Origin of the sequence: Paraburkholderia lebeckiae (assembly GCF_050436225.1) — a bacterium.
Lineage (GTDB): Bacteria > Pseudomonadota > Gammaproteobacteria > Burkholderiales > Burkholderiaceae > Paraburkholderia > Paraburkholderia tuberum.
This window is the reverse complement of record NZ_JBNDLU010000001.1, coordinates 2,778,871-2,793,170: the sequence shown is the minus strand read 5'-3', so window position 1 is coordinate 2,793,170 and position 14,300 is coordinate 2,778,871. Positions and strand designations below refer to the sequence as shown.

The window sequence follows — 14,300 nt, the reverse complement described above, 5'->3', positions numbered from 1 at the left end:
TTGCCGCAAAGCGTTGGGGATGGGCGTCCGCCGTGCCGGCCGTTCTTTAAGAGCGGCTTTAAAACAGCGACGAATCGGGAAGCGCAAACGTACACAAAAGGATAAAGATAAAAAAATGTCCGCCCCGACGATAGATCTATTTCTGAAATTCGCCTAGCAGAGAAACAGATCGTTACCGTCAGCGATTCTGGCGAGTTGCTTTTGCGCGACTTTACTTCGACAATCCTCGCCACGATAAAAAGCCGTTGCCACCTCTGTGCGCCGGATCGTCATGGTTCGCCAAACGCGTCCTGCTGCATTCGCACCCCTCTCGCCAAAGGCAATAGCAATTCGACAGGCGCCGCTGTACCTGGTCGCGCATCGGTCGGCATCACGCGAAGGAGTGCCACCCTCCGCTGTCGTGACGAACGAAATACGCACACAACCAGGCGCGGAAAGCGCGCAGACGAACCAGCCGATTCCTTTATCCGACCCGCCCAAAACGCCCGACCCACCGTTGCCATGCTGCCCATTGTGATCGCCGACGATTCGCTGCTCGCCCGCAAGTTGCTCACGAAGGCACTGCCGCCCGACTGGGCAGTCGACGTGTCCTACGCGACGAACGGGCACGAGGCGCTCGCGCTGTATCGCGAGGGCAAGGCATCGGTGATGTTCCTTGACCTGACGATGCCCGACATGACCGGCTACCAGGTCCTCGAAGCGTTGCAGCACGAGGACCTCAACACCTTCGTGATCGTCGTTTCCGCCGACGTGCAGCCGCTCGCCCAGGAGCGCGTGCGCGAGCTCGGCGCGATCGCGTTCATCGCCAAGCCGGTGACGCCGGAGGCGGTCCTGCCCATCCTCAAGGAGTACGGCTTGTATGTCTGAGCCCGCCTTCACCGAAGACCAGCGCGACGCGCTACAGGAAATCGCCAATCTCGCGATGGGCCGGGCCGCGACGCGGCTCGCGGGCCTGCTCGATTCGTTCATCGAGCTGTCGGTGCCGCGCGTGCGGATGGTCGAGGTGAGCGACGCGGCGCGCACGCTGCGCGAGATGACCCATATCGACGACACGGTCAGCGCGGTGCGTCAGGGCTTTCGCTCGGACATCAAGGGCGAGGTGCTGGTGATCTGCCGCAGCGACAGCATCGCGCAGCTGTGTTCGCTCGTCGGCGACCCGTACGCGCGTTCGAGCTACGAGGAGATCGGCGAGCGCGAACTGATGCTCGACGTCGCGAACCTGCTGTCCGGCGCGTGCGTGTCGTCGATACTCGAGCAGCTCGGCCGCACGCCGGTGTTTTCCGCGCCGGGCATGCTCGGCGACACGCTGACGCTCGACGAAGTGTTCCAGCCCGGCGTGCTGCAATGGCAGGTGGCGCTGCTCGTCGAAGTGAATTTCGCGCTCGAACATCAAAGTTTTCGCGCGCATCTGGTGATGCTGATGGCCGAAGAATCAATCCGACACATGAATGAAGCGCTCGATGCGCTGCTGTCCAGTATATGAACGTCTCCGTGGAATCGTTGAGCGACCTCGTGGTCGAGCGGGTCGGTTTTGGCATCTTCGTGCTCGACCGTGAACTGAACGTGCTGATGTGGAATCGCTTCATGCAGGACCATAGCGGCCTGTCAGCGGAGCAGGTGGTCGGCCACTCGATCTACCAGAACTTTCCGGAGCTGCCGCGCGTGTGGCTCTCGCGCAAGATCGAGAGCGTGTTTCAGCTCGGCAGCTTTGCGTTCAGCTCGTGGGAGCAGCGCCCGTATCTGTTCAAGTTCGATCACGACCGGCCGATCACCGGTGGGGTCGACTTCATGCAGCAGGACTGCACGTTCATGCCGCTGATGCGCGGTCGTGAGGTGGTGGCCGTGTGCGTGACGATCTCCGACGTGACGCATGTGAGCATCGTGCAGCGCGAACGCGAGGAGGCGGTTGCGAAGCTGCAGGAGTACGCGAATCGCGACGGACTGACCGGTATCGCGAACCGGCGCTTTTTCGAAACGCGGCTGCGTGACGAGTTCACGCGCTGGCAGCGCTACGGCGGCGACATGTCGATGTTGCTGTTCGACCTCGATCACTTCAAGAAGATCAACGACCAGTTCGGTCATGGCGTCGGCGATACGGTGCTGCGTGTGATGGCGCAGCGCGTCGCCGGCGTGGTGCGCGCACAGGACACGTTCGGGCGCTTCGGCGGCGAGGAGTTCGCGCTGCTGCTGCCGTGCACGCCGCTCGACGACGCGATGCTGGTGGCGGAGAAGATCCGTCGCGTGATCGAGGAAACGCCGGTCGAGCTGATCGGCACTAGCGTGCCGGTCACGGCGAGCCTCGGCGGCGCGACGGCGCGCGCCGGCGTGCCCGCCTACGACGTGCTGATCAACGAGGCCGACGCGGCGCTGTATAGCGCAAAGCGTCAGGGCCGCAACTGCGCGGTCGCGTTCCGGCTCGCGGGAGCCTGATTCGCTAGCGGGGGCGGTGCGGTCGAGCCCGTCGCCCCGCGCCCGGCTGCCTTCCTTCCTGTCCCCCTTTTGACCGGCGAAACTGCGGTCACCGGCAAAGATTGCTATACTTTTCGCCGTTTCCGGCCGCCCAGCCGGATGTTTCGCGCGTGTTCGCGCGCGCGGGCCCACTGCCCTGCGGGTTGGCATAAAAACCTTTTTGAACGCCTTTCAGCGGGCGCCTCCAGCGGAGATCGTCTTGGCTGTTTCCAATCTTGTCGTGGACGATACTGAAATCGACGCCGCTACCGCCACGTCCGGCAGCTCGTTTTATCTTGCGATGCGCATCTTGCCGGCGGCGCAGCGCGATGCGATGTACCAAGTCTACGCCTTCTGCCGCGCCGTCGACGACATCGCCGACAGCGACCTGCCGCGCGCCGAGCGCGCGGCCGGGCTCGAGCAATGGCGCGCCGACATCGACGCTTGCTACGCCGGCCAGCCGCGCGTGTCGCTTCGCGCGCTGACACGGCACATTCACACGTTTCATCTGCAACGCGAGGATTTTCACGCAATGATCGACGGCATGGCGATGGATGCCGCCGCCGACATCTGCGCGCCCGACGACGCCACGCTCGACCTCTATTGCGACCGCGTCGCGAGCGCGGCCGGCCGTCTGTCGGTGAGGATATTCGGGATGCGTGACGAGCCGGGCCGGCTGCTCGCGCACCATCTCGGCCGCGCGCTGCAGCTCACCAACATCCTGCGCGATATCGACGAAGACGCCGTCATCAACCGCTGCTACCTGCCGCGCGAGCTGCTCGCGCGCGAAGGCATCGCGGCCACGGACCCGCGGCAGATCGCCGACGATCCGACGCTGCCGCGCGTCTGCGCGACGCTCGCCGAGCGCGCGAAGCAGCACTTCGCCGAGTCCGACGCGATCATGGATCGCGAGCCGCGCGCTCGAGTGCGCGCGCCGCGCATCATGTCGGGCGTCTATCGCGTGCTGCTCGAGCGCACGCTGGAGCGCGGCTTCGACGTTCCGCGCACGAAGGTCAGCAAGCCGAAGCTGCGCCTGCTGTGGATCGTCGCGCGTTACGCGCTTTTCTGAACTGATGCCGAAGCTCGTCCACGTGGTCGGCGCGGGCGTGGCCGGGCTCGCAGCCTCTGTGCAGTTGCAGCGACGCGGCGCGCGGGTCGTGCTGCACGAAGCGCAGGATCACGCGGGCGGCCGCTGCCGTTCGTACTACGACGCGAAGCTTGGTGCGACGCTCGACAGCGGCAATCACATCGTGCTGTCGGCCAATGCCGCGACGCTCAACTACGTGCGCGCGATCGGCGCCGCCGACGAACTGGTCGGCTCAGCGCAGCCCGAGTATCCGTTCGTCGATCTGGCCACGCGTTCGCGCTGGAGCGTGCGTCTGTCGCCGGGGAGTTTGCCGTGGTGGATTTTCGATCCGCGCGCGCGCGTGCCGAACACGGGTCCGACCGATTACCTGTCGCTCGTGCCGCTGCTGTTTGCGAAACCGGGCCGCAGCGTCGCGCAGACGATGCGCTGTCACGGTCCGCTGTGGGAACGGCTGCTGCGGCCGCTGCTGCATGTGCTGCTGAATCTGGAGCCGCGCGACGCGTCGGCCGAACTGACCGGCGCGCTCGTGCGCGAAACGCTGCTCGCGGGCGGGCTCGCGTGCCGGCCGCTGGTCGCGCGTAATGATCTTGGCAGCGCGTTCGTCGATCCGGCGCTGCGTCTGCTGCAACATGGCGGCGCGACGATTCGGCTCGGTTCGCGTCTGCGCGACATCACGTTCGCGGCCGACCCGGCCCGTGTGCAGGCGCTGCATTTCGACGATGAGAGCATCGCGCTCGGCGCGAACGAGGCGGTGATTCTCGCGCTGCCGCCCGAAGCCGCGGTGGCTCTCGTGCCGGGCCTGCGCGCGCCGACGCGTTTCGCGGCCGTGCTCAACGTGCATTTCGCGGTCGAGCCGCCGTTCGGCCTGCCGCAGATCACCGCGCTGCTGAACGGAACGGCCGAATGGTTGTTTGCGTTCGACGACCGCCTGTCGGTGACGCTCAACGGCGCCGAGCGGCTCTTCGACGCGCCGCATGACGTGCTGGCGGCGACCGTCTGGGCCGAGGTCGCGCAGGCGGTCAATCTGCCGGCCGCGCCGCTGCCGCGCTGGCAGGTGGTGATGGAATCGCGCGCGACGTTTGCCGCGCTGCCCGCGCAGGAGACATTGCGGGCGGGCACGCGCACTCGCTGGAACAATTTGGTGCTCGCGGGCGACTGGACGGCCACCGGCCTGCCCGCGATGCTCGAAGGCGCGATCCGCTCCGGCCAGAAGGCCGCGGATACGCTGCTGAATCAACCGATGGAACGCAGATGAACGACTTATCTCACACCCAGCCGCTCGACGCGGCGCTGCCCGAAGCCGCCGATGCGGCGCCGAACCTGGCCGAAGCTGCCGTGGTTGCCAACGCGCCCGCCGTGGCGGACGCATTGGCAACCGCAACGCCGCCGCCCGTGCGGGGCGCGAGCCCGCTCGACGCATCGATCACGCGCGCGACCGATGCAATCCTGGCCGCGCAGCAGCCGGACGGCCATTGGGTCTACGAACTTGAAGCCGACGCGACGATTCCGGCCGAATATGTGTTGCTGGTCCACTATCTCGGCGAAACGCCGAACCTCGAACTCGAACAGAAGATCGCGCGTTATCTGCGCCGCATCCAGTTGCTGACCGGTGGCTGGCCGCTCTTCACCGACGGCGCGCTCGACATCAGCGCGAGCGTGAAGGCGTACTTCGCGCTGAAGATGATCGGCGACCCGGTCGATGCCGAGCACATGGTGCGTGCGCGCGACGCGATCCTCGCGCACGGCGGCGCGGAGCACGCGAACGTGTTCACGCGAATCCTGCTCGCCCTCTTTGGGGTGGTGTCGTGGCGCGCGGTGCCGATGATGCCGGTCGAGATCATGCTGCTGCCGGTGTGGTTCCCGTTCCATCTGTCGAAGGTGTCGTACTGGGCGCGCACGGTGATCGTGCCGCTGCTGGTGCTCAACGCGAAGCGGCCGCTCGCGCGTAATCCGCGCAAGGTGCGCATCGACGAGCTGTTCCGCAGCGCGCCGGTGAACACCGGCATGAACGAGCGCGCACCGCATCAGCACGCGGGCTGGTTCGGCTTGTTCCGTTGTGTCGATTCGGTGCTGCGCGCGGTCGATGGCCTGTTGCCGAAGGCGACCCGCGAGCGCGCGATCCGCGCGGCGGTCGCGTTCGTCGACGAACGGCTGAACGGCGAGGACGGCCTCGGCGCGATTTTCCCGGCGATGGCCAACTCGGTGATGATGTACGACGTGCTCGGCTATCCGGCCGATCATCCGCATCGCGCGATCGCTCGCAAATCTCTCGACAAGCTGCTCGTCATCAAGGACGACGAAGCCTATTGCCAGCCGTGTCTGTCGCCGGTATGGGATACGTCGCTCGCCGCGCACGCTTTGCTCGAAACCGGCGAAGCGCGCGCCGAACAGGCGGCCGAACGCGGGCTCGCGTGGCTGCGTCCGCTGCAGATTCTCGACGTGCGCGGCGACTGGATTTCGCGCCGCCCCAACGTGCGGCCGGGCGGCTGGGCGTTCCAGTACAACAACGCGCATTTCCCGGATGTCGACGATACCGCGGTGGTCGCGATGGCGATGCACCGCTCGGCGGCGCTCACGCAGTCCGATGTGGATCGCGAAGCAATTGCCCGCGCGCGCGAATGGGTGGTCGGCATGCAAAGCAGCGACGGCGGCTGGGGCGCGTTCGAACCGGAAAACACGCAGTACTACCTGAACAACATTCCGTTCTCGGACCACGGCGCGCTGCTCGATCCGCCGACCGCGGACGTGTCGGGCCGCTGTCTGTCGATGTTCGCGCAGCTCGGCGAGCTGCCGCAAAGCAGCGAGCCGGCGCGCCGCGCGTTCGACTACATGCTGCAGGAGCAGGAGTCGGACGGCAGCTGGTACGGCCGCTGGGGCCTGAACTACATCTACGGCACATGGACCGCGCTGTGCTCGCTGAACGCGGCCGGCATGCCACACGACGACCCGCGCATGCGGCGCGCGGTGCAATGGCTCGTGTCGATCCAGAACGACGACGGCGGTTGGGGCGAGGGCGGCGAGAGCTACAAGCTCGACTATCGCGGCTACGAGCGTGCGCCGAGCACCGCGTCGCAGACAGCCTGGGCGCTGCTCGGGCTGATGGCGGCGGGGGAGGTCGATCACGAGGCGGTGGCGCGCGGTATCGACTATCTGCAGCGTGAGCAGCGCGAGCATGGGCTGTGGGACGAAACGCGCTTTACCGCGACCGGCTTTCCGCGCGTGTTTTATCTGCGCTACCACGGCTATCGCAAGTTCTTCCCGCTGTGGGCGCTCGCGCGCTTCCGTCATCTGAAGCGCAATGGGCTCACGCGCGTCACGGTCGGGATGTGATAGATGTCCGTGTCGATGACGCCGTCCGTGGGGACGGGCGATAGCAGCTTGCCGGTGATCGTCGTGACGGGCATGGCGTTCGAGGCGCGCATCGCGCGCGGCGACGGCAGCGAGCGCGTCGAAGTCGTCTATGCGGCGCGCGCCGACCTGCTCGAGCGCGCGCTGAACGCGGCGGTCGCTCGCGGCGCGGCGGGGATCGTCAGTTTCGGCACGGCGGGTGGGCTCGCGCCGGATCTGCAACCGGGCGCGCTGATCGTCGCGGATGCCGTGCATGGGCCGTTCGGGCGTATCGATACGGATCGGCAATGGGCGGAGCGGATTGCCGCCGCCGTGACCAACGTCAGGACGGCCGAAGGGCTCGCGGGACGTCTGCGCCGTGGCGCGATGGCGGCGGTCGCCGCGCCGCTGATCACCGCCGAAGACAAACGCGCGCTGCACGAATCGACCGGCGCGCTCGCGGTGGACATGGAATCGCATATCGCTGGCGCGACCGCTGCCGCGCACGGTCTGCCGTTCGCCGTGTGTCGCGCGATCGTCGATCCGGCCTGGCGTACGCTGCCGCCCGCCGCGACGGCGGGCTTGCGCGACGACGGCACCACGGCGCTGGGGCCGATTCTGCGCGAACTGCTGCGGCAACCGTCGCAACTCGGCGCGCTGCTGCGACTCGCCGGTGATGCGCGTGCCGCGCGGACTACGCTGGTCGAGGCGCGGGAGGCCTTGGGGAAGGGCGGCGCGCTGCGGATCGCGGGCGTCAACAATTGCGCGACGGGAAATGGCGGTTAGCGATTCCGATCGCGTCCGGAGCCGGCAGCCAGTCGCTAGCGTGTGCGTGACCCGCCCCTGAAGCGGCGACTCGAGTCGTAGCCATCGCCCGAAGCGGTTGACCACTAGCGGTGGTCCATCGTGGGCCCCAAGACTATCAGCACGATTAATTATGCAATTCTGAAATATCAGGGAAAACCCCTACTTTTGGTATGCTAGTGTTAACCCTTAGGTTCCGGCGCATGACGCGTCCTCCCCGGAGCCGCAGACACGGAGTACCAAATGAATTTCCACACGAGAAAATGGGTCAAGCCCGAAGACCTGAATCCCAACGGGACATTGTTCGGCGGCAGCCTGCTACGCTGGATCGACGAAGAAGCCGCGATCTACGCGATCTCTCAGCTGGACAATCAGCGCGTCGTGACCAAGTTCATGTCAGAGATTAACTTCGTCAGTTCGGCGCGCCAGGGCGACATCATCGAACTGGGCATGACCGCCACGCATTTCGGCCGCACGTCGATCACGCTGCGCTGCGAAGTGCGCAACAAGATCACACGCAAGAGCATTCTGACGGTCGAGAAAATGGTATTCGTCAATCTCGACGAAAACGGCGATCCGGTGCCACATGGCCGCACGCGTATCCGTTATGCGGACGAGCAGTTCGCTCACTATCGCGCGAACTCCAAGCCAGTGCCGCAAACGGCACCAGTCGCGGCGGTCGAGGAAGATCGGGTCGCGGAGCGCAGCGAGGTCGAGAGCCTGCACTGAGCGGGTTGCAGCGATGCCCGCGGGCTCGGTCGGGCGACGTTTGGCTGTACTTCCACGCGGGGCACCCATCGAAGGCGTCCGCTGTGCCTTGTAGCGCGGGACTGAAGCGCCAGGACACGGCCGGCGCGGCGGCCGGTTCCCAGATCTCCTGGAGCGCTATTGCGGGGCCGACGCCGGCTCAGCAGGCACGGCTGGGGTAGCGCCCGCGCCACTGTCACCCGGATCGGTGTAGTTCGGCAGATCCCCGCTGGGCGCGCTGGTCGCTCCGCCGGAAGCCCCATTGGGCGCCGGCGAGGACTCACCCGAATCGTTGTAATTCGGCAGCGCACCGGGCGCGCCCTTGGCCGCGCCGCCCGCTCCCGAAGCGCCATTGGGCGTCTCGCCCACATCGCCCGGATCGGAGTAATTCGGCAGGCCGCCCGCCGGCGCGCCTGCCGCTGGGGCAGCAGCCGGGCCCGTATCACCGTGATCGTCGTAGTTCGGCAGCGGCGGAGGGTTATTGCTCGTGCCCCGCAGCCGCGCGAGGCGCTGCTGCACATAGGCATCACGAACGAACGAGTACTTGTCGAGCGCGGCCTGCTCCAGAAGGCTGGTCGCGCCGAGCAGATCCGAACGTGTGCTCACGAACTGCAGCACGTACAGCGGATTGCGGGTCGCGGGTTCGATATAGTTCAGCGGATTGAACTTCACATCGACGACGAGCCCCATGCTGTCGCGCACCGTGCTCGGCCCGAACAGCGGCAGCACCAGATACGGACCCGACGGAATGCCCCAATGCCCGAGCGTCAGACCGAAGTCCTGATGATGCTTGGGCAGACCGGCCGGCGTCGCCCAGTCGAGCAGGCCGCCAATCCCAAACACCGAGTTGAACGCGAAGCGCATGATGTCTTCGGTGGCATCGGTGATCTTCAGTTGCAGCAGCGCGTTTGCGGCGTTGGTGAGGTCGCCCAGATTCGAGAAGAAATTGCTGACGGCGGTGCGCAGCGGCTGCGGCGTCACTTTCTGGTAGCCCTTCGCGACCGGCACCGCGATATAGCGATCGACTCCATCGTTGAAATTGAAGATCACCCGGTTCACCGGCTCGAACGGATCGCCCGGCTTGCGGTCCGGAGCGGTCGCGCAGCCGGAAATGAGACCCGCGGCGGTGAGCGCCAGCGCGGTGTTACGCAGCTTCATGCTTATATTCCTTTTTGCTTCCCGCGACGTTGACGCGGCTTGCCCATCAGTACCGGCTGGAACACCACCGCGCCGATCAGCGTGCAGAACAGCGAAAGCACGAGCAGCCTCCCCATGCTGGACGTGCCCGGATGGTGCGACAGCCACAGGCTACCAAACGCGGTGGCCGTTGTGGCGGCGCTGAACAGCACCGCATGCGTGAGGCTCGACTGCAACAGGCCGGTCTGGCCGTGGCGCCACGCCATCACGAAGTAGATCTTGAACGCGACGCCGACGCCGAGCATCAGCGGCAGCGCGATGATGTTCGCGAAGTTCAGCGGCATGCCGAATACCACGCACAGTTCGAGCGTGACGATCGCGGACACCAGCAGCGGCACCAGCGTGCGCAGCACGTCGCCGACACGGCGCAGCGCGATCCATAGCAGCACGGCGATCGACAGCAGCGCATAGACGGCCGCCTGCAGGAACGCCTTGATGATCGTGTTGGCCGAATGCAGGATCGAGATCGGTCCGCCGATCGCGCCCGGCTCCGCCCTCTTCACCGCGTGCGCGAAGCGCGCGAGCATCTGGTCGTCGTTTGGATCGACGCCGGGGGGCACCTTCGGCGCGATATCGACGAGCGCATGACCGCCCTTGCCGATCCACATCGCGGTGATGCCTGGCGGCAGGGTCTGCTGGGTTATTTCGGTCGGCTGCAGAAGGTTCTCAAGCTGCTTCAAGGCGATGCGCAGCGTGTCGGACATCGCGACTTCGGCGCGGTCGCGCGTGGCGGCGTCGGCGGCGGCGAGCTTTTGCAAGGTCGCGGACAGGTGCTGCGCGTCCGCCGCGCCAGGGCCCGGATGGTCCTCGGCCGCGAGCGACAACTGATTCGCCGCGCGCTTCAATGCGGCGACGCGCAACTCGTCGTCGGCTTGCGGCGCGGGCTGCTGTTGCAGCGCCGGCAGCAGCTGTTGCGCGGCGCTCGCGATCAGCATCATCTTCTGCTGCTGGTCGGCCGGCACGAAGGTGCTCAGCGTGTTGACGCGGCCCACTTCCGGCAGCTTGCGCAGTCGCTCGGCCATCGCGTCGGCGTCGGCAAGCGACGGCGCCAGCGCCTGCACGTTGTTCACCGCGGCTTCGGGCGAATCCTTCAGCGACAGCAACGTTGCCAACGACTCGGTATGCGGGTCCTTCAGATGCAGCGGATTGAAGTCGAAACGCAAGTGCGTGAGCAGCGGTGTCGCGCCGATCACGACGAGCAGCGTGCCGATCAACACCGGCTTGCGATGGCGGTCGAGGAAGTCGTCGACGGGCTCGAGCTGCTTGAAACCGGGCGAGGCGACTTCGCCCGGCGGATTGAAGAGCTTCAGCAGCGCTGGCAGCAAGGTCATGTTGGTGAAGTACGCGACGAACATGCCGACGCCCGCGATCTGGCCAAGCTCCGACACGCCGCGATAAGCGGTCGGCAGGAACGAGAAGAAGCTCAGCGCGACTGCCACGGCCGCGAGCGTGAGCGGCACGCCGATGCTGTGCGCGGTGTGCATCAGCGCGGCCGACAGCCGGTCGTCGCGGTTGCGCTCCTCGCGATACTTGACGCCGAACTGCACGCCGAAATCGACGCCGAGCCCGACGAACAGCACCATGAACGCGACCGAAATCATGTTGAGCGCGCCGACCATCAACAGGCCAAGCGCGGCCGTGATCGCGAGGCCGACGAACAGCGTGATGAACACGGCTGCAATCATGCGGCCCGAGCGCAGCGCGAGCCACAGAATGATCAGGACGACGATGAAAGTGCCGATGCCGTTCAGCACCGCGCCGTCCTGCACTGACGCGAACTCCTCGTCGGCGAGCGGCTGCTCGCCGGTCAGGCGGATCGTTGCGCCGTAGCGCTCCTGGAGATGCAGCGAGACTGCGGTTGCGCGAATCGCCCTCGACGCGCTCGCGCCCGGCTCCAGCGCGTCGTAGTTGACGACCGGATGCACGACGACAAACGAACGCGCCGGATCGGTGGCGGCGCTTTTATCGACGAGCGCGCGCCACGAGAACGCGGCGGGCTGGCCGGCCAGCACGCGATCGAGCGTGTTCGCGCTTTGCGCAAGCAGCCGGCTCATGTCAGGGAGTTTGACCTGGCCGAGTTGCAGCGGCAGCAGCAGGGTTGTATTCAGCGTGCCGGCGAGACCGGTCAGGCTCGGATCATGCGCAAGTTGATTGACGAGCGGGCGCGACTGCACGAGTTGCGAGGTGGTGGACATCACCTCGTCGGTGGACGGAAACAGCAGGCCGTTGTGTTCGAAGAACGGGCCGCCGGCGGGCTGCGAGACCGACGTGAACTCCTTCGGATCGGCTCTGAGCGCGGCGGTCAGCGCGTTGGCGGCGGCGTCGGCGAATTCGGGCGCGCGCGCCTCGACCACCACCAGCACGGTGTCGCCACGGTCGGGGAAGGCGGCGTCGAGCGCGTTCTGGACTGCCGCCCATTGCTTGTCGGTCTCGATGAGACGGCTGATGTCCGTGTTGATCTTGAAGTTATGCGCGACGTATATGCCGCTCAGGACAGCGAGCACGATCGACAGCGCGATGATCCTCAGCGGATGACGCACCGAATACGCGACGAGACGGACGATAGATGACTTCAGCATGTAGGCGGACGTGGCCTTATCACGGATGTTGTTTTTGACGAAGGTGCATAAGTATACAGAGCCCGGGCAAGCAAGCCCGACTTCGGTAGCAAGTACGGCTCCTGACGGCTTCGTCCGGATGGGAACGTAATCCCCGTTATACTGGTGTACCCCTCTTTAGCCGCGGGGCTGCGGCCCGTCGGCGCTACTTCTTTCGAGTCGTGACAAGCGTATGAAACGATATCTGACTGCTTTTGTGGCTGCGGCCGTGGTGTCCACGGCGGCGTTTGCGCAGAGCGCACCCGACGCGGTGGTAAAAAGTGCAGTCCAGGGCACGGTGAGCGCAATGAAGGCTGACCCGCAGGCGCGCGGCGGCGACATGGCGAAGATCACCCAGGTCGTCCAGACGCACTTCCTGCCCGCCACCGACTTTCAGCGCACCACACGTATCGCGGTAGGCAAGCCGTGGGCGACCGCGACGCCGGAGCAGCAGAAGCAACTGTACGAGCAGTTTACGCTGCTGCTCACGCGTACCTATGCCGCATCACTGTCACAACTGCGCGACCAGGACGTGAAGTTCCAGTTTGCGCCGGTCAGCGAAGGCGGCGCGACCGACATCGTCGTGCAATCGCACGTGATCAGCAACGGCGGCGATGACGCGATCGACTACCGGCTCACTAAAGGGCCGTCGGGCTGGAAGATCTACGACATCAACATGATGGGCGCGTGGCTGATCCAGGTGTATCAGACGCAGTTCGCCGACCAGATCGCCAAAGGCGGCATCGACGGGCTGATCAAATTCCTGACTGCGCATAATGCGCGCGGCGCGTAAGCGGGTCGGTCGACGGAGGTTTTAATCGGTAAAAGAAAAGCGCGGTGGCCTTGATTGGCCACCGCGCTCTTTTTTCGAGCTGCTTGCGCTTAACGATCATGCGCAATACAGAGGCGGCGCGCGGCCGCTCTCCTGTCGAACGCCTCAATGCGCGGCCGTCGCGGTCTCCACCTTCTTGCCCTTGCCGGCGCGCGTGATTTCTTCGAGCTTGATCTCGACGTGACGCGAGAACACGTACTCGGCGGGACGCTGCTTGTCGAGCGGAATGTCCTGCGCGAACGCGCCCGTGGTTTTCGGGCCGCGCATGCTGACCTTCAGCGCCTTCAGCGGATGCGCAACCGTGTCCATCACGGCCGTCGCTTCGAAACCGCAATGGACCATGCAGTCCGCGCACTTCTCGTAGTTGCCGGTGCCGTACTTGTCCCAGTCCGTGGTTTCCATCAGTTCCTTGAAGGTCTTCACGTAGCCTTCGCCGACCAGATAGCACGGTTTTTGCCAGCCGAACACGGTACGCGCCGGGTTGCCCCACGGCGTGCATTCGTAGGTCTGGTTGCCCGCGAGGAAGTCGAGGAACATCGCCGACTGGCTGAACGACCAGTTCTTGCCGTTGTTGCCGCGCTTGAAGATTTCGCGGAACAGCTGCTTGGTCTTGTCGCGGTTCAGGAAGTGCTGCTGATCCGGCGCGCGCTCATACGCATAACCCGGCGATACCGTGATGCCGTCGACGCCCATCGGGCCCAACGTGTCGAAGAACTTCGCCACGCGTTCCGGCTGCGCGTCGTTGAACAGCGTGCAGTTGATGTTCACGCGGAAGCCGCGGCGCTTCGCTTCGCGGATCGCGGCCACGGCCTTCTCGTACACGCCTTCCTGCGACACCGAGTGATCGTGCGCTTCCTTGTCGCCGTCAAGATGAACCGACCACACGAAGTACGGATTTGGCTCGTAGTCGTCCATCTTCTTTTCCATCAGCAGCGCGTTCGTGCACAGGTACACGAACTTCTTGCGCGCCATGATGCCCTTGACGATCTGCGGCATTTCCTTGTGCAGCAGCGGCTCGCCACCCGCGATCGACACGACCGGCGCACCGCATTCGTCGACGGCCTGCAGGCATTCTTCCAGCGACAGACGCTGGTTCAGAATCGGATCCGGATAGTCGATCTTGCCGCAGCCATTGCAGGCGAGATTGCAGCGAAACAGCGGCTCCAGCATCAGGGCGAGCGGATAGCGTTTGTTGCCGGAGAGATGCTGGCGCATGATGTATGCGCCGACGCGGACTTTCTGTAGCAGCGGAATAGACAAG

Annotated in this window: 13 protein-coding genes; 9 read left to right on the top strand and 4 right to left on the bottom strand. The window is 65.5% G+C overall.

Annotation, left to right across the window (positions count from 1 at the left end):
* Positions 1–501: 501 nt before the first annotated feature.
* From OKW45_RS13115 to OKW45_RS13105, 3 genes are read left to right on the top strand one after another with little or no spacing between them, the layout of a single operon-like run.
* On the top strand, positions 502–867 hold the full coding sequence (locus tag OKW45_RS13115) for a response regulator (protein WP_184004619.1): 366 nt from the start codon (positions 502–504) through the stop codon (positions 865–867).
* Positions 860–1,483: a chemotaxis protein CheC gene (locus OKW45_RS13110; RefSeq protein WP_018424006.1), complete on the top strand. Its 624-nt coding sequence runs from the start codon at positions 860–862 to the stop codon at positions 1,481–1,483. Before OKW45_RS13115 ends, OKW45_RS13110 begins: the two co-directional genes overlap by 8 nt.
* A complete protein-coding gene (locus OKW45_RS13105; protein WP_018424005.1) occupies positions 1,480–2,430 on the top strand; it encodes a sensor domain-containing diguanylate cyclase in 951 nt (316 codons plus the stop codon). The genes OKW45_RS13110 and OKW45_RS13105 overlap by 4 nt, the downstream gene beginning before the upstream one ends.
* A gap of 88 nt (positions 2,431–2,518) precedes the next feature.
* On the opposite strand, the gene OKW45_RS13100 is transcribed toward OKW45_RS13105, so the two are convergent.
* Entirely contained in the window at positions 2,519–2,791 is a 273-nt protein-coding gene (locus OKW45_RS13100) for a hypothetical protein (protein WP_429469422.1), read from the bottom strand.
* Here OKW45_RS13100 and hpnD point away from each other — a divergent pair.
* From hpnD to OKW45_RS13075, 5 genes are all read left to right on the top strand, one after another.
* Positions 2,690–3,517: a presqualene diphosphate synthase HpnD gene (gene hpnD, locus OKW45_RS13095; RefSeq protein ID WP_429469381.1), complete on the top strand. Its 828-nt coding sequence runs from the start codon at positions 2,690–2,692 to the stop codon at positions 3,515–3,517. The two genes, OKW45_RS13100 and hpnD, sit on opposite strands and share 102 nt — an antisense overlap.
* Positions 3,518–3,521: 4 nt before the next feature.
* The gene (gene hpnE / locus OKW45_RS13090) at positions 3,522–4,790 is read left to right on the top strand and encodes a hydroxysqualene dehydroxylase HpnE (protein ID WP_429468676.1); all 1,269 of its coding nucleotides are present in this window, start codon (positions 3,522–3,524) and stop codon (positions 4,788–4,790) included.
* On the top strand, positions 4,787–6,865 hold the full coding sequence (gene shc / locus OKW45_RS13085) for a squalene--hopene cyclase (protein WP_429468673.1): 2,079 nt from the start codon (positions 4,787–4,789) through the stop codon (positions 6,863–6,865). Before hpnE ends, shc begins: the two co-directional genes overlap by 4 nt.
* A gap of 3 nt (positions 6,866–6,868) precedes the next feature.
* Positions 6,869–7,648: a phosphorylase gene (locus tag OKW45_RS13080; RefSeq protein WP_429468670.1), complete on the top strand. Its 780-nt coding sequence runs from the start codon at positions 6,869–6,871 to the stop codon at positions 7,646–7,648.
* A gap of 261 nt (positions 7,649–7,909) precedes the next feature.
* Positions 7,910–8,395 (top strand): acyl-CoA thioesterase, encoded by a 486-nt coding sequence (locus OKW45_RS13075; RefSeq protein ID WP_018424000.1) that lies wholly within the window; start codon positions 7,910–7,912, stop codon positions 8,393–8,395.
* A 156-nt stretch (positions 8,396–8,551) separates the two neighbouring features.
* On the opposite strand, the gene OKW45_RS13070 is transcribed toward OKW45_RS13075, so the two are convergent.
* Positions 8,552–9,571 (bottom strand): MlaA family lipoprotein, encoded by a 1,020-nt coding sequence (locus OKW45_RS13070; RefSeq protein WP_429468667.1) that lies wholly within the window; start codon positions 9,569–9,571, stop codon positions 8,552–8,554.
* A 2-nt stretch (positions 9,572–9,573) separates the two neighbouring features.
* Entirely contained in the window at positions 9,574–12,189 is a 2,616-nt protein-coding gene (hpnN, locus tag OKW45_RS13065) for a hopanoid transporter HpnN (RefSeq protein WP_429468664.1), read from the bottom strand.
* Between the two features lie 211 nt (positions 12,190–12,400).
* Between hpnN and OKW45_RS13060 the strand changes: the two genes are divergently transcribed.
* Positions 12,401–13,000 carry an MlaC/ttg2D family ABC transporter substrate-binding protein gene (locus OKW45_RS13060; protein ID WP_018423997.1) on the top strand — a complete coding sequence of 200 codons (600 nt, stop codon included), beginning with the start codon at positions 12,401–12,403 and terminating at the stop codon, positions 12,998–13,000.
* Positions 13,001–13,144: 144 nt separating this feature from the next.
* Here OKW45_RS13060 and hpnH read toward each other — a convergent pair whose 3' ends face one another.
* A complete protein-coding gene (hpnH, locus tag OKW45_RS13055; protein ID WP_018423996.1) occupies positions 13,145–14,299 on the bottom strand; it encodes an adenosyl-hopene transferase HpnH in 1,155 nt (384 codons plus the stop codon).
* Between the last annotated feature and the right edge of the window lies 1 nt (position 14,300).

Excerpts from the sequence above, each read along its gene's own strand:
- OKW45_RS13115 (WP_184004619.1), top strand. The coding sequence starts at position 502 with ATGCTGCCCATTGTGATCGCCGACGATTCGCTGCTCGCCCGCAAGTTG.
- OKW45_RS13110 (WP_018424006.1), top strand. The coding sequence starts at position 860 with ATGTCTGAGCCCGCCTTCACCGAAGACCAGCGCGACGCGCTACAGGAA.
- OKW45_RS13105 (WP_018424005.1), top strand. The coding sequence starts at position 1,480 with ATGAACGTCTCCGTGGAATCGTTGAGCGACCTCGTGGTCGAGCGGGTC.
- hpnE (WP_429468676.1), top strand. The coding sequence starts at position 3,522 with ATGCCGAAGCTCGTCCACGTGGTCGGCGCGGGCGTGGCCGGGCTCGCA.
- shc (WP_429468673.1), top strand. The coding sequence starts at position 4,787 with ATGAACGACTTATCTCACACCCAGCCGCTCGACGCGGCGCTGCCCGAA.
- OKW45_RS13080 (WP_429468670.1), top strand. The coding sequence starts at position 6,869 with ATGTCCGTGTCGATGACGCCGTCCGTGGGGACGGGCGATAGCAGCTTG.
- OKW45_RS13075 (WP_018424000.1), top strand. The coding sequence starts at position 7,910 with ATGAATTTCCACACGAGAAAATGGGTCAAGCCCGAAGACCTGAATCCC.
- OKW45_RS13070 (WP_429468667.1), bottom strand. The coding sequence starts at position 9,571 with ATGAAGCTGCGTAACACCGCGCTGGCGCTCACCGCCGCGGGTCTCATT.
- hpnN (WP_429468664.1), bottom strand. The coding sequence starts at position 12,189 with ATGCTGAAGTCATCTATCGTCCGTCTCGTCGCGTATTCGGTGCGTCAT.
- OKW45_RS13060 (WP_018423997.1), top strand. The coding sequence starts at position 12,401 with ATGAAACGATATCTGACTGCTTTTGTGGCTGCGGCCGTGGTGTCCACG.